Source organism: Vibrio sp. S12_S33 (assembly GCF_963889785.1).
Taxonomy (GTDB): Bacteria; Pseudomonadota; Gammaproteobacteria; order Enterobacterales; family Vibrionaceae; genus Vibrio; species Vibrio aestuarianus.
In genome coordinates, this window is the sequence record NZ_CAWPQZ010000002.1 from 157,249 (window position 1) to 170,718 (window position 13,470).

15 protein-coding genes are annotated in these 13,470 nt (G+C 40.2%); 9 read left to right on the forward strand and 6 right to left on the reverse strand.

Features of this window, described 5'->3' with window-relative positions; genetic code table 11:
- The first annotated feature begins 1 nt into the window (after position 1).
- From AACW06_RS01750 to AACW06_RS01760, 3 genes are all read left to right on the forward strand, one after another.
- Positions 2 to 439: a VPA1267 family protein gene (locus AACW06_RS01750; protein ID WP_192073741.1), complete on the forward strand. Its 438-nt coding sequence runs from the start codon at positions 2 to 4 to the stop codon at positions 437 to 439.
- Entirely contained in the window at positions 436 to 2,601 is a 2,166-nt protein-coding gene (locus AACW06_RS01755; RefSeq protein ID WP_192073742.1) for an AAA family ATPase, read from the forward strand. Before AACW06_RS01750 ends, AACW06_RS01755 begins: the two co-directional genes overlap by 4 nt.
- Positions 2,602 to 2,705: 104 nt before the next feature.
- Positions 2,706 to 2,948, forward strand: a complete 243-nt coding sequence (locus AACW06_RS01760; RefSeq protein WP_136998840.1) for a hypothetical protein — start codon at positions 2,706 to 2,708, stop codon at positions 2,946 to 2,948.
- Between the two features lie 238 nt (positions 2,949 to 3,186).
- Here the strand turns inward: AACW06_RS01760 and AACW06_RS01765 are convergent, their stop codons facing one another.
- A complete protein-coding gene (locus AACW06_RS01765) occupies positions 3,187 to 4,686 on the reverse strand; it encodes an SIR2 family protein (protein ID WP_045591518.1) in 1,500 nt (499 codons plus the stop codon).
- A 194-nt stretch (positions 4,687 to 4,880) separates the two neighbouring features.
- Between AACW06_RS01765 and AACW06_RS01770 the strand changes: the two genes are divergently transcribed.
- The 3 genes from AACW06_RS01770 to tenpIN all read left to right on the forward strand — a co-directional run bounded on the left by AACW06_RS01770 (position 4,881) and on the right by tenpIN (position 7,614).
- Positions 4,881 to 5,756: a hypothetical protein gene (locus AACW06_RS01770; protein WP_045591519.1), complete on the forward strand. Its 876-nt coding sequence runs from the start codon at positions 4,881 to 4,883 to the stop codon at positions 5,754 to 5,756.
- Positions 5,749 to 6,135: a hypothetical protein gene (locus AACW06_RS01775; RefSeq protein ID WP_088721514.1), complete on the forward strand. Its 387-nt coding sequence runs from the start codon at positions 5,749 to 5,751 to the stop codon at positions 6,133 to 6,135. Before AACW06_RS01770 ends, AACW06_RS01775 begins: the two co-directional genes overlap by 8 nt.
- Before the next feature lie 999 nt (positions 6,136 to 7,134).
- Positions 7,135 to 7,614: a type III toxin-antitoxin system TenpIN family toxin gene (tenpIN, locus tag AACW06_RS01780; RefSeq protein ID WP_017042795.1), complete on the forward strand. Its 480-nt coding sequence runs from the start codon at positions 7,135 to 7,137 to the stop codon at positions 7,612 to 7,614.
- Between the two features lie 180 nt (positions 7,615 to 7,794).
- Here the strand turns inward: tenpIN and AACW06_RS01785 are convergent, their stop codons facing one another.
- The 5 genes from AACW06_RS01785 to AACW06_RS01805 are packed head-to-tail and all read right to left on the reverse strand — an operon-like array spanning position 7,795 to position 10,476.
- On the reverse strand, positions 7,795 to 8,157 hold the full coding sequence (locus AACW06_RS01785) for an HVO_A0114 family putative DNA-binding protein (protein ID WP_095661243.1): 363 nt from the start codon (positions 8,155 to 8,157) through the stop codon (positions 7,795 to 7,797).
- A 13-nt stretch (positions 8,158 to 8,170) separates the two neighbouring features.
- Positions 8,171 to 8,368 carry a hypothetical protein gene (locus AACW06_RS01790; RefSeq protein WP_192073744.1) on the reverse strand — a complete coding sequence of 66 codons (198 nt, stop codon included), beginning with the start codon at positions 8,366 to 8,368 and terminating at the stop codon, positions 8,171 to 8,173.
- Positions 8,358 to 8,567, reverse strand: coding sequence for a hypothetical protein (locus tag AACW06_RS01795; RefSeq protein ID WP_136980313.1), 210 nt, complete (start codon positions 8,565 to 8,567; stop codon positions 8,358 to 8,360). Before AACW06_RS01795 ends, AACW06_RS01790 begins: the two co-directional genes overlap by 11 nt.
- Before the next feature lie 60 nt (positions 8,568 to 8,627).
- Positions 8,628 to 9,935, reverse strand: a complete 1,308-nt coding sequence (locus tag AACW06_RS01800; protein WP_192073745.1) for a HipA domain-containing protein — start codon at positions 9,933 to 9,935, stop codon at positions 8,628 to 8,630.
- A gap of 1 nt (position 9,936) precedes the next feature.
- Positions 9,937 to 10,476 carry a hypothetical protein gene (locus tag AACW06_RS01805; RefSeq protein WP_192073746.1) on the reverse strand — a complete coding sequence of 180 codons (540 nt, stop codon included), beginning with the start codon at positions 10,474 to 10,476 and terminating at the stop codon, positions 9,937 to 9,939.
- A gap of 106 nt (positions 10,477 to 10,582) precedes the next feature.
- Between AACW06_RS01805 and AACW06_RS01810 the strand changes: the two genes are divergently transcribed.
- The 3 genes from AACW06_RS01810 to AACW06_RS01820 all read left to right on the forward strand — a co-directional run bounded on the left by AACW06_RS01810 (position 10,583) and on the right by AACW06_RS01820 (position 13,458).
- Positions 10,583 to 10,792 (forward strand): helix-turn-helix domain-containing protein, encoded by a 210-nt coding sequence (locus tag AACW06_RS01810; RefSeq protein WP_192073747.1) that lies wholly within the window; start codon positions 10,583 to 10,585, stop codon positions 10,790 to 10,792.
- Positions 10,793 to 10,987: 195 nt separating this feature from the next.
- On the forward strand, positions 10,988 to 12,571 hold the full coding sequence (locus AACW06_RS01815) for a ParB/Srx family N-terminal domain-containing protein (protein ID WP_192073748.1): 1,584 nt from the start codon (positions 10,988 to 10,990) through the stop codon (positions 12,569 to 12,571).
- Positions 12,568 to 13,458 carry a DNA adenine methylase gene (locus AACW06_RS01820; RefSeq protein WP_238336608.1) on the forward strand — a complete coding sequence of 297 codons (891 nt, stop codon included), beginning with the start codon at positions 12,568 to 12,570 and terminating at the stop codon, positions 13,456 to 13,458. Before AACW06_RS01815 ends, AACW06_RS01820 begins: the two co-directional genes overlap by 4 nt.
- The last annotated feature ends 12 nt before the right edge of the window (positions 13,459 to 13,470 follow it).

The following is a 13,470-nucleotide window of genomic DNA, read 5'->3' on the forward strand; positions in this document are numbered from 1 at the left end:
TATGGCGAATGGTCAGGAAAAAGCAAAGAGAATCGTAGCAGCTTTTGACATTTGGGCTGCTACCCAAACTGACGATGATTTTACTCAAATTATATTCAGAGGACAGCTCAATCGTGGTGAAATAGCTAAAGCTATTGGCTGCGGTAAGTCTGCTCTTACTCAAAATCCTGCCCTCAAAAAATCAGTCAAAGAATTAGAAGATGAACTGCGCAATAAAGGTGTCCTGCCACCTTTAATTGACACTGCCAGCAAGGATGTGGATACACTCAAAGCCTACGATAATACAGCTAACCGTAGACTACTTGATTCAAAGCGGGTGTCTTCATTGGAGGCTGAGAATATCGAATTGAAAGCCAAAGTTAAGGAGCTTGAAAAACGACTTGAGCGCTTTGGTGAACTTTCTGAAACATTATCCGAAATGGGGTTGATGCCACGATGAGCGCCATTTTGCATGAAGATCAGGTGCGCGTAACTAGTATCCCTTTTCACTCTAAAAATTTAGTGATATTCACTGGTGTGCCACTGGCGAAGGACTCTTATATAACCAATAGTGGGAAGTATTATGTCACTATCAAAGCCGACCCCGATAGCATCCCTGTGCTTCCAACGCTGGGTCAGCATTGGTCAGTCAAAGGCGCTCGCCAGATAGAAAACATGGAGGTAGGCGATTATGTGATGCAGCAGCACACTTATGAATCGCCAGAGCATGTTGAATGCACCTTGCCCGAAACAGGTGAGCAACTGATTCGCTTCATCGCCAGAGAAAGTGACTTCAAGGGTATTGGCGAAAGCAAAGCTAGGGCGCTCTGGCAGCTCTTGGGGAAAGAATTCCATGCCACATTAAGAAATGACACCCCAGAATCCAGAAAGTACCTGACATCGATTCTGAGTGAAGATTCAGTAGAAGCACTCTATAGAGGGTACGCCAAATACAAAAATTTGGCGCATTGCAACTGGATGAGTGAGCACAAAATCCCTGCCAGTGTGCAGCAACGGCTGCTCAAGCATCACGGTGAAGCCTCCATCGATGTTATCAAGGGTAATCCTTATGCTCTGATGGGCTTTGGTCTTTCGTTCAGTGCCATTGAAGGTATTATCAAGGTAACGAATTTTAAGACCGATGTTGCGCAGGATGATCCAAGAAGGCTCAGCGCTGCTCTGGAAATGGCGATTCGAAAAGAGATTGAAAAAGGTCACACCTACACCACTCATGCTAATGTGCGCCCTTATCTCAACAAGTTACTGAAAGACAAAGTGCTAGTCACTCAAGCGTTCCAATCAGGTCATGATAAAGCCCAGTACATTTTAAATCCCGACACAGGAACCTACCATCCAACTGCGCAACTTCTGATGGAAAGTGTCGTTGCCAAGCGGCTAAATACACTGATTAAGCGAAATGACTTGTTTGATGAAAACGCCAATGCTGCGTATTGCTCTGCGGCTGCGGAGCTTCCCTACGAATTAACTCCTAAACAAATCGAAGCCGTAACAACGTGTCTAGATAATTCGGTAAGCTGTATTACGGGCGGTGCAGGAACAGGCAAGACAACGGTACTCAGAACAGCTCTCAGGGCTTACCATCAACTTGGATTTGAAATACACGCCATTGCGCTCAGTGGCCGTGCTGCAATGAGACTTCATGAGTCCATCGGCTTTGTTACCTCAACCATTGCCAAATTGCTCCGTGAAGACCCTATTGAACCCAGTGTCGATAAACCAAATCACCTACTGGTGATTGATGAGGCAAGCATGATTGACTTGCCAACCATGTATCGTCTTGTGAATCACATTCACCCCTCTGTACGATTGATATTCACTGGCGACCCTGACCAACTTCCACCAATCGGCTGCGGCAAGGTGTTGGCAGACATCGTTGAAGCAAAAACGGTGGCTAATACGATGCTAGATATCGTCAAGAGACAAGAAGGTTCGACGGGTATCCCCGAATATTCAAAGCTCATTAATCAAGGTGCGATGCCTGAACAATTAAGCACAGGTGCAATACACTTTCACGAAACCAGTAAAACAGACATTTCCAAAGTCTGTTGCGAGCTTTACCAAGAATCTCCTGATAGCAGTCGTGTCATGGCTCCAACAAAGACACTAGCATCAGAAATAAATAAACTCACTCAACAAGCAGTTAACCCAGATAGTACCAGCCTTGAGTTCGCAATCAATGGTGACAAATTCTTTCTTCCACTTCGCCTCAATGATGCGGTGTTATTCACTCAGAATCATTACGAAAAAGGCATTCAGAACGGCTCTCTTGGCACACTAACTAGCGTAAAGCATTCTGGTGATAGTTACGGTGAAATAACACTAGATACAGGTGATAAGATCGAGGTAACACAATCCGTCCTAGACTGTATGGAATTAGGTTATGCCATCACCTTACACAAAGCCCAAGGCTCACAGTTTCCACGTATCATCATCGCCCTACAAAACGGAAGAATAGTTGATAGAGCATGGCTCTATACGGCAATCACGAGAGCTGAAAGTGAAATTCATATCGTTGGTAGTAGCGATGATATGAAGAGTATCACCAAAGCACCAAGCCACTCTCATAAGCGGAATAGCTACCTGAAAGAGCTTTTGAGCTAGCTCGGATCTGCCCCAAACCTTGTTGTTGAGTGGTTTACAGCATTTTGCTGGTAACTCATTATGCTATACATTATCTAATGTCATCATGTGCTGAGAAGAGAAAAATGAGCAAAATGCGGCCATCAGAGAAAGAACTTCTAGAGGGAATGACCCCTTCTACTGTACACGCTAATGAAATTGCAAATGTAGCATCAGGTGAGTTAGGGCTAGAGCAAAACGATTCTCTTACGGAAGAAGAGAAAATGAGGTTAGTTTGTTCTCGTTTTTTAGATATCACAGAAGATGACTTAATGGATGGCGATTATTTTTTCACTGAATTAGATTCGGGTAAGTATGATGAAGCTTAGCTTGCGGATATTATACACATAATGTCTGAAATCTACCCACCTTTGAGCCAACTGGTTTGATGTTTTCACGCCATTGTCCCAATGCGTTTATCTGACGCATTTTTGCCCCCAAACATGTTATTCAAAGTAATAAGACATGTTTTCCTACAAATTGATTCGACCTATTTTGAGTTATGTTAATAGTAGCTAAGGTATTTATATTAAAAAGGGACTCGCTAGAGTCCCTTTTGCTTGTTTTTTATTCTGCTCCGTACTTCTTATAGTCATATGCACAAAGCAAACGACGATAGTGAGTGTCTTTTTTATCTGTCATTGCTAGTAAGAACTCTTCGACTTCGCTCAAATCTAAGTGTCCATGCAATACAGACCAGAGAATAGCGTTAACTTTGTTAGCTGTGGTTATGCACTCTTCAGCAATAATTTCATCAATGCTTGTCAGAGTGTTTTGAACATTAGCGCTCAAAGTCCTTAGATAAGTTTCAAGCTTAGCCACTTGTTGTGCTTTTAGCGTCTCAGCTTTAGCGATATCTGGACAAACTTGATGAAATCCGAAGATAGGGAACCACTGAGTGCTAGCAATATTGATTTTATTAATCAATTTTAGTAGCTGAGCGTTAGCTTCGTCGATGATATCAAAATAATTACTCATCATTCCTGAAGCGTCTTGATGGGTGTAAGTGATCGTCTTGCTTGAACCAATAGCAAGAATCTTAGCGTTATTATCAAGCGAGTCTAAGTCTTCTGTGATGCTTACTTTGATGTTACCGCCTGAGTAAATCTCTTTCACAATGCCCTGTACCTTTCGGATGTCCATTGCAGAAACAGGTAGATTCAAGTCAGAAAGTGCTTTGTAGATTTCCAAGAAATCATCGGTCTTGACCTTGTTGATTCGAATTGTAGAGAAGCCCTCAAGGTCAATATCATGCTCACAAATTTCATGCGAAGCTGAACCACGCTCGTACTCTACTAGTAAGAAGTTATTGCGAATACGTTCCGCGTCTTCTGAGTTAGGTTCTACATAAGTGAAGATGGTCTTCAACAGACTCTTGATGTTCTCGTCACCGATACCGTAGCCCATAAAAATGATTGGGTTATGAATAAAGATGGAAAGCAGTTGAGCACGAATAAGCTCGTACTTATCATTGAACTTACTGTAATCGTCTTCTGTGATAATCACTTTAGACGGATCAGTATGACAGCCGTGAATCTTGTATACAGATCCGTACGGGTTACTCAACAAGATGTCATTACCTACTAGTGCTTGAAAGCCGAACACATCTTCAATCAAACGGTCATAGTTAGTCGTGATAACAGAACCGATGTTCTTACGAACTTTCTTTAACTCGGCAATCTCGTCTGCCATTACTGCGCGATAATCTAGCTCACCTAGTAGCTGCGAGATATAGATTTTGAAGCGGCTCAAGTTGTTCTCTTTTTCCATCTCCTCGTAGAAGATGTCATTCACCGCTTTGAATTTGCCGTGACGGTCTTCACTCAAAGCTTGGTTGAATGCTTTTTCAAGCTTAGAAGCAACCCTAGTGAAGTCGTACTTACCATCTACTTGGCACTGTGACTTGATATCAAGATAGAACTCACCGTTGCCTGTTAGCTCGATAGCAATGTTCTTGAGCAAACCATCCCATGTGTATGAGTTGTTTAAGTATCGAAGACTGACGCCAGCACCAACAAAAAGTACTGGGTGATTTCGATACAGTTCAATAAATCTTCGTATGTCCACGTTACCCTCTAAAACATCAAAAATTTACTACTAGAGTAATGTCTATATCCTCAGTGGCATAGTGTTAATTTTCATATTGATATCTTACTCCTGTTATTGCTTTTGATGGACTTGCGTTAATATGCAACGGCAAACTACTTGTGTCACTGCTAGTTACAGGTGAAAATCTAATAGACTAAATAATGGAGAACTGTATGTCTGTTGGCTACTCAATCCGAATCGACTTCGACAAAACAGAGGGAAGACCAGAACGAGTCTTTCACGCAATGGCTGTATTCATCGAAGGGTTCAACGAGCTTCAAGAAGCTTTTATCAAAGGCTACGGCAAAGACATAGAGTTTATTTCTTCATTAAAGAGTACTCGCGAAGGCTCTTGTATCGCTGATATTGGTACAAAGTTTAAAGATAAAGTTCTCAATGCGAAGCTGAATAGAATCTTTGACGGCATCTATAATGGTGTAAGAAAAGAAATCGCCACTGCTAATAAAATTGATTCAGAAAATGATGTACGAAAGTTCGTGGATAACGTTTATAAAACAGCATCTGCAAATGAATCATCTTTCGAGCAATTTACTTGTGAGGGTGATGCTCACTTAATAGATGTGGCAGACGCATTGAATAAAATCTACAAAGCCAAAGGTATGCTTTCAACATCCGATTTGGTTCAATTCGGTCGTGAACTAGACTTTGATGACATTAATAAAGATTTCTCCTGCCCGCGAACGGGAGACCAAATTTTTGAAGATACTGTTCAGCCTTTTCCGTCGAAAGAAGTGTTCATTGTTCGTCGTCCGTCTTATGTTGAGAATCTACAATGGGACTTTGAGTGCAATACACGCAAACCTAAGAAATTCAGCGCGAAAATGTTAGACGAGAAATGGTTCAAAAAATGGTCGAATCATGAAGAACAAATATGGCCTGGTGATGCATTGCATGTTCAAGTAAGAACGAAGAGAAGTACGAACAAACTCAAGAAAAAAGCATCATATGAAACTGAGATTTTAAAAGTGATTCGAGTTATCCCGCAAAGTGAGATAAAGCAGTTCACACTGGACTTAGAAAATGACTAGAAGTTATGACACGGCTAAGAAAGAAGCGGTATTCATAGCATTGCCGCTTCTGGTGCTGTTCTTGATAAAGATACTTAACAATGAGCTGATGTCCTTCTTAAAGCTGTCTGACTTCTCTCTAGCGACCTCCATCATGTACGGACAGTTACTAGCTAAGACACTTGATGTACCTGATAAAAACAAGAAAAGAGATAGGTTCAGCACTTATCAGGTATACATTTTTGTTGTGTCTATTTTGTCGATGGCAATGTATATCGGATTTCAGTTGATACCTGATGTTAACTTCAACTTTTACATAGCTCAGATAGTTACTTTCTTTGCTGGGATTGTGTTTTATATCCCGCTATCAACACTCATGAGTGATTTATCAAAAGAGTAATGATACTAGAAGCCTGAAGCAACTTCGAACTGCCTAAAAAACAAAATATCGGAAAACTGTTGTTTTCTTAATCGTCTCATACTCACTCAAATAAAAGAGTCCACCGTCTACAGGTCAGCTTTTGATACGTATCATTTCATTATTTGAATAAATATAGCTACTACAATCATGAGTGATGGGGTTTTACCCACTCTTAAATCGCGTTTATTAAAGTCGTCAGCTTTATTTTAACTAAACCCAGATTATCCAAAGTAGGCAAAGGCATTCCAACGAACCAGCTCATTTCTGTCCAGAGACGTGCTAGAGCTGTAAGGTAATAGCTGTGCTTCCCACATAAAAAGTTCGCTACTTTAATGTAAAAATTAAGATCTTTCCCAACCAGTCCTCCTCCAAAGCCCTTATAAATAAAGGGCTAACGGCTTACATTGGACTTTTCGCTGAAATGGGCGCAAAACCCCTAATTCGCGTTGCTAAAAAGTTGGCAAGTGAGCGTTCAATGGCGAAAAAAGCTTAGCGTACGTTTTCGTTCCATTGGGCTTCACACCCCCTTGCCAAGAAAAATGACAAAAACACGCCTTAGAGGGAGTTTTTTGTTTTAAATAGACTTGCTGATTTTTACCCTGTAAATCGCCTGAAAAGCGTCACAAACTTTCAGCCCGATTTCTGGGTCAGTAGGACATAGTGAGTGCTTAAAAACGAGCCTAGAGCGTCTGAGGCGTTCCAGTGAGGTGTTTTTAGGGGCTTTTGGGGCTATTTAACATATGACCAATAATGACTACCTAATTTTACCTTAGGGTGGGTGGATTTTTCTGTACAGGTGTAACAGTGACGTGTATATTTAGAGTGTAGTTGTGGAGGTAGGAACATCCCCACGTTAAAAACTCAAATTCCAGTTATTTGTGGCGGTAGGAACATCCCCACGTTAAAAACTCAAATTCCTTGTATTAACTACCTTAAAAGCCCTGACTCGTTCAGGGCTTTTTCGTTTATGGATTTTATATGGAACTAAAAAAACTAAACGCATCTTTTTACGATGAAAACCCTACAGTTGAGAATGCTCTAGATTATTACAGTGATGATGGTCTTTGGGATCAAACGAAAGTTCGTGGGCATGGGGTGGTTAACATTACAGTTAATAATTTGATGTTCGCAATTCCTGTGAGAAGTAATGTCACTCACTCAGCATCTTACATTTTATTAAAAAACACCAAAAATCGCTGGATTAAGGGGATGGGGCTTGATTATTCAAAAGCTTTGTTAATTCGAAAACCAGAGTATGTAAGTGATGAAAACTTTAACTTGAAGGTTAAGGATGCAGGTAAAAAGTTAGTAGGGAAAGAAAAGCATGTTACAGACCAGTTTGAGAAATATGTAAAAAAATACATACATGCAGTGACGGTGAAAGATCAAAATATCCTTTCTGATCAGGAGTATGTACACACTACGCTTATTAACTACCATGCTGATTTAGGGATCTAATTCTGAACCAGTATTTAACGTAACGTCACTTAGTGAGCACCCTAGTCCAACCTTTTTGCCAGTGCGATGTTATTCATCGCACTGGCACTTCACAACAACTTTTCCATACCCCTAGTTATTCATGATTTGCTAATGTTCGATTTTCCGAAACTGATAATTGTCCAATTGTGTGTTAGCGATTCAAAGTAAAAGGGACCTGCCCATAACGATCTCGAATGTCGTAAACAACGCTATTGGTCGAGATTCACTTCCCCTCACATCCAGATAAGCAAAGCCCTTAGATGACAGAGCTTCAAAGGTATCAGTAACATCCTTGATACTGCGCCCACTTATTTCAGCAAGGTCATCAAGGCTGTTTGGCTTTTCGCGAGCAATCAAATTCAGCAGATCAACATTTTCGTTAGACAGCAGTAGTGAAAGATCAGCCAGTGACTCAAACAAAAATTTAGGGTATTGTTCTTTAGAGGTCACTTTTCCTTCTGCAATCCGAATCATGCGCTTACGAGCAAGCTCTTCTGATAGAATGCCGATTGTTGCTTTCATACCATCCTCACTCCTAATAGTCGCCATCTAAATCGGCTGAACAGTTTCCAACGACCTCGCCCAATTCATCTTTCATTTCGTGAGAAGGAAAAACTAATTTGTCTGTATGCTGCTCGATGTCTTTTTCGATTAAGGCTAAAAAGCGAGCTACGCCCAGGTTTTCACAAGAAGGTTCTGTTAGATCATTACTCTTATCTTCCTCACGTTCCATTGTTAGCTGCTCCCGTTTTTATTGACGCGATCACTTTTAACAAATCTGTTGCGATTGCTGGGCATTTGTCGTTCATAAAAACCGTTACTTCATCACCAAATTTCATCGTTACGATTCCATTCTTATCGACACTTAACAGAGCGAAAGACTGCTTCAAATCAAGAGTCGTGTTACTTCCATTGGTCGTGGTTTCAGTCATCTTTCCCTCACTACTAACGAGTATATGTACAAAAAGGGCAAAAATTATTACCCAAGATGTTTACTTGATTGTTCTGTTTAACTTTCCTACGATTTCAGTGGCATGTTGACATATTGCATCCTTTACTAACGTGAACTCCTTTTCAGGAAATCGATTGTCTACAGAGCTAAGTGCGCTACTAAATTGAGCGAGAAAGGCAGAGATGATTTCATGACAGTTCGTATTGCTGATACCGAACTGATTAGCTGTCTGCTCTATATGGCGTAAGCAAATTTTGTTGATATGGTATTTGTATCCTCGTGATGCTTTCAGTCCCATAGCTAGCTTTAACTTTCGCTTATTTAACCCAGTAGCACCGACGGCAGGATAAGCTGATAGCAAATCGTAGAACGGTGCGAGCTGATAGTGTCCGCCAGGAGCAATATGCACGGAAAAGTTCTTGAGATGACCGTCAGTGGCTCCAAGAAGGCACTGTAAAATCATGAACTTAAAAAAGTCATAATTGTTCACCTTGCTTTCCGCAGAGAGACTTAAAGCATCAACAATTTTGGAGACACTTAGGTTGTTCTCCGATTGATATTTTTGATGTTCAGGTACACCAAAAATCTGGCAGAAATCTTCTTGGTGTCTACGAGTCACAACTCCGTCACCAAAACATCGGTCGAACCGTTTTATTGCAAGGGCTTTAGCTCCTGATTCTGCGGTTATTATCTCAATATCTGGGACTTTAAAACCAAGTTCCTTCGCTATTTGAGTACAGATGAATTCATTCTCAACACTGCCGCTCATATCTAATACTGAGTTGCTTTGCGCAATTACATCCATTGGGAATTTGATAATGTGGCTACTTAGTGATTTCTCTTGAGGTACATACCATTTACCGTTCAACCTAGTTAACGTTGTTTTTCGCTGTGTTCCCGAAATACAAGGTCGATAATCCCCAAAGAATGGAAGAAATGACTTACGCTGGGTAACGAGTTCATTTAATTCACTTGCCGAGATCTCTCGATATTTCCACCCTATCTTTGGCGGCTCCCTACTCTCAGTAAATGAAATGCCGCCCGTGCAATCGTGACCAATTTTTGAGAGTAAGGTGAATACATCGTTGGATTGCACACCGACCGAGTGAGCAATACTTAATCGTTCTTCTTCCAAGTCAGGAAGCAGGTTATGCATAAAATTCAGTGCATTAAATGATGAGCGTTCTCCCTTTACGAGCGGCAGGCTTAACGAGATAGGGAAAGCTGAATCATATGCTAACCACTCATCAGAGTATGAAAATGCCCCGTTGGTCTTCGACTGTTGGACAAACTGCCCCACGAGCATGTTGTTATTTGTGGCATGTACGTAAAGTATAGGATTGTGCAAATTAGCTCCCACTTTCTTCTAGTTGGGCTGTGTTTTTGTAGAGGTTAATTGCATTTTCTACTGCCAGCATTTCGGCTTTGATATCCAATCTACGATTGTCATGTTCTGAGATGTATTGTTCTATGCATGGTCTAAGCTCGGAGTATTGCGCACACAACCGATTGAAATGCTTCCATGCCCTTTGATGAAGAGAATTGGACTCTGACAGCTCTGACTGTTTATCTTGCAAAATCGTCAAGAGACTTTCTTTTTTGAGAGAAAGGTAATTGGAATCCTCACTGTAATTGTCGTAATCAACAACCTCCCAGTCGGTATGGTTAAACATAAAACCTTTGGAAAACAACTCATCTCCATGCTGATCGAAACCGCACGACAGGACTGCGCCGATAAGCGACATTTCCTTCAATTTTTTTTCGACGTATTCATCTGATAAGTATTCTTTCTCATCACAGTCTATTGGAAAGGACGTTAAGTCATTAGCAGAGAAATGTTCATTGTAATAAATGGCGAGAAATAACTCTTTTCTGATTTTTATCTTCATGTGTTCAAAAAATGGCCTTTATTGATGATTTTGGGGATTATAATCCGTGGAGTTATATGCCGCAACTGTGCAATTGTTCAACAAATTAATTTCATAAATAAAAAACATGAACAAGAAGCTTGCAGCACTTGTGGGCAAACGCATTGCAAAAATTAGGAAATCCAAAGGGTTAACTCAAGATAAACTCGCGTTGTTCGCAGAGATAGATAGAAGTTATGTGGGACGCATTGAGCGCGGTGAAGTCAATCTCACGATTGAGAAGTTGTATGAGATTGCGGAGACTTTGGGTTGTGATGCTAAGGAGCTACTACCTTAATGGTGCAAGAATAGGTCGGCTTTCGATAAACCAATTAGCTATTGCAGAGACAAAAGGAAGAGCCTTTTTATTTTTAGTTGTAGTAAAGGTCTGCACTAGAAGATAGTAAACGTCTCAAATAATTAAAAATGTGCTTAACATACACCTATGTATGTATATCATCTCGTTGTATATTGGATTGAAGGTTGATGTGACATGGTTGACAATAAAAATAAGTGGTGGGAAAAGCGTACTCCACGCTCAGTTGATTATCTTAAGCTATGGAAAGAAAATCCACGTTTTGATACAGCAGAAAGTCAATCAAGAATAAAGTTAGCTGATTTTGCAGAAGACATTATTAGTGAACCTTCTGATAAAGCGAGCTTTTTTGAGCTTATTAAGTCAATTATTAAACTTGGATTTATGGACTTTGAGCCTATAGTTGTCTGGAAAGATGATAGTGATCGCTATGTGGTCGCTGAGGGGAATCGCCGAATCTTAGCTCTCAAATTACTCAGAAACCCCGATAAGGCCCCTATATCGATACGTAAGTTTATCTTGCAGCAGTCAAAATTGATCAGCCGTAATGATATCGAAAAGGTTCAAGTGTGCGTGGCTCCAAGTCTTGAAGCTACGCGGTGGTATGTATTACAGCGACATTCGACAAGCTCAATTCAAAAGCCCTGGCAGCGTTTACAACAACAGCGTTTTATTGTGAGTTTATATGATGAGTATAACCACGATATAGAAAAGATTATATCTGTTACAGGATTTACTCGTTCAGAGATTATACAAGCCTTACGATATGTTCAGTTACGAGACCTTGCTACGCGTAAACAAGTCACAGATCTCATGACTACCGAAGAAAAGGAGCTGATATACAGCAATAGAATATCAATGACAATCCTTGAGCGCTGGTTTGCGAGTGAGTCTGTTCGGGAGCGTTGGGGGGTTAAGTTTGATGGTATGAAAGTTAAAATTACTTCTAATGAAGATAGTTTTTTACATGCATACGGTAAGTTTTTGAAGTTGATGTTCAACGTTGAGCCGAATGATTTAAAATTTGTTGTAAACACTCGTTCCATCCCAGAAAAGAACGAGGAGATTTTTAAAGTACTCCCTGAGGTCACTTTTCCTAGCGTACAAGAAGAAAAGATATTGAATCCATCTTCTGAAGTGTCTGAAGTGTCTGAAGTGTCTGAAGTGTCTGAAGTGTCTGAAGTGTCTGAAGAGAGGGATAACCAATTCGTTGTTCCATTACCTGATGAACGCAACCAAGAAGAGCACGAGAGTAACAATGGTGACGAAGCATCCAAAGATGTTAATCTTGTTAACGTCAAGAATAAAAATGATAGACGTCGTATGGTTGTTCCTCAGACCACGATAAAAGTACATAGTGCGAAACTTAACAGTTTATTTAGTGAATTAAAAAGAGTACCAGTACATCTATACACTCTTTCAGCGTCAATTACTTTGCGAGTATTTCTAGATCTATCAGTAGATGACTTTATTCGACGAAATGGGTTAGAGAAGAGTGTGGCCACACAATACAAGAAAGATTACAATCACACGATCTTACAGCAGCGACTAAAATTCTTATGTGATGAACATATGAATGACTCTCAAGCGAACAAAGTGATTAGTAAGCTTCTTCAGCCCAAAAATGAACATAGTTTAGATACGCTAAATAGCTACATGCATGGGCACGAAACTCACAAAATTGATTATAGATTTGTAAATGGTTTTTGGGATATGCTTACGCCCTTGCTAAAAGTCCTGATTGAATTGAAGGAAAGATGATGTTTTATTCACCTTTAAGGTATCCTGGTGGTAAGTCAAAACTCACTGCTTATGTCGTGGAGACTTTGAAGCTTAATGGGCTTGAGGGCGGAACGTACGTGGAACCATTTGCGGGTGGATGTGCAATAGCATGGTATTTACTCCTAGAAAAGCATGTACATAGCGTTTGGATTAATGATCTAGACCCTGCCATTCACGCCTTTTGGTTCAGTGTTCTAAATCGTACTGATGAATTATGTCAACTTATTAAAGATACTGAAGTAACTATTGAAGAATGGCACAGGCAGAAAGCAATCTATGCCAATTATCGGACAAATTCACTTCAGCTAGGATTTGCGACGCTTTTTCTTAATAGAACAAATCGCTCTGGAATCATCAAAGCTGGTGTAATAGGAGGTCTGGAACAAAATGGTAATTATCTACTTGATTGTCGATTTAATAAAGATAGGTTGATCGAACAAATTCGATCTATCTCAGAATATAAAGATAATATTGTTTTAACTAATCTTGATGCCACGCAGTTTATAGATGAATATCTTTTTTCTATAGAGGGGCCATGCCTCGTCAATATAGATCCACCTTACTATGTAAAAGGTAAGGGTTTATATCAAAACTTTTTTGAACATGATGATCACTATCGTTTATTTAGGAGTGTGAGGAATATACAGCATCCATGGATTGTTACGTATGATAATACACCTGAAATTTATGGTATTTATGCTGAATTTGAACCTCAGGAATTTGGATTAACATACACGGCACAAACGAAGCGAAAGGGATCGGAGGTTATCATTCATAGCCCAATAACTCGTAAAGTTTTCTTTAAGCCTGATGTGACGTTCAATGAAATTAAAAAACTACAAAGATTAGGCACAGAGATAAAATAATAAAAAGCCCTG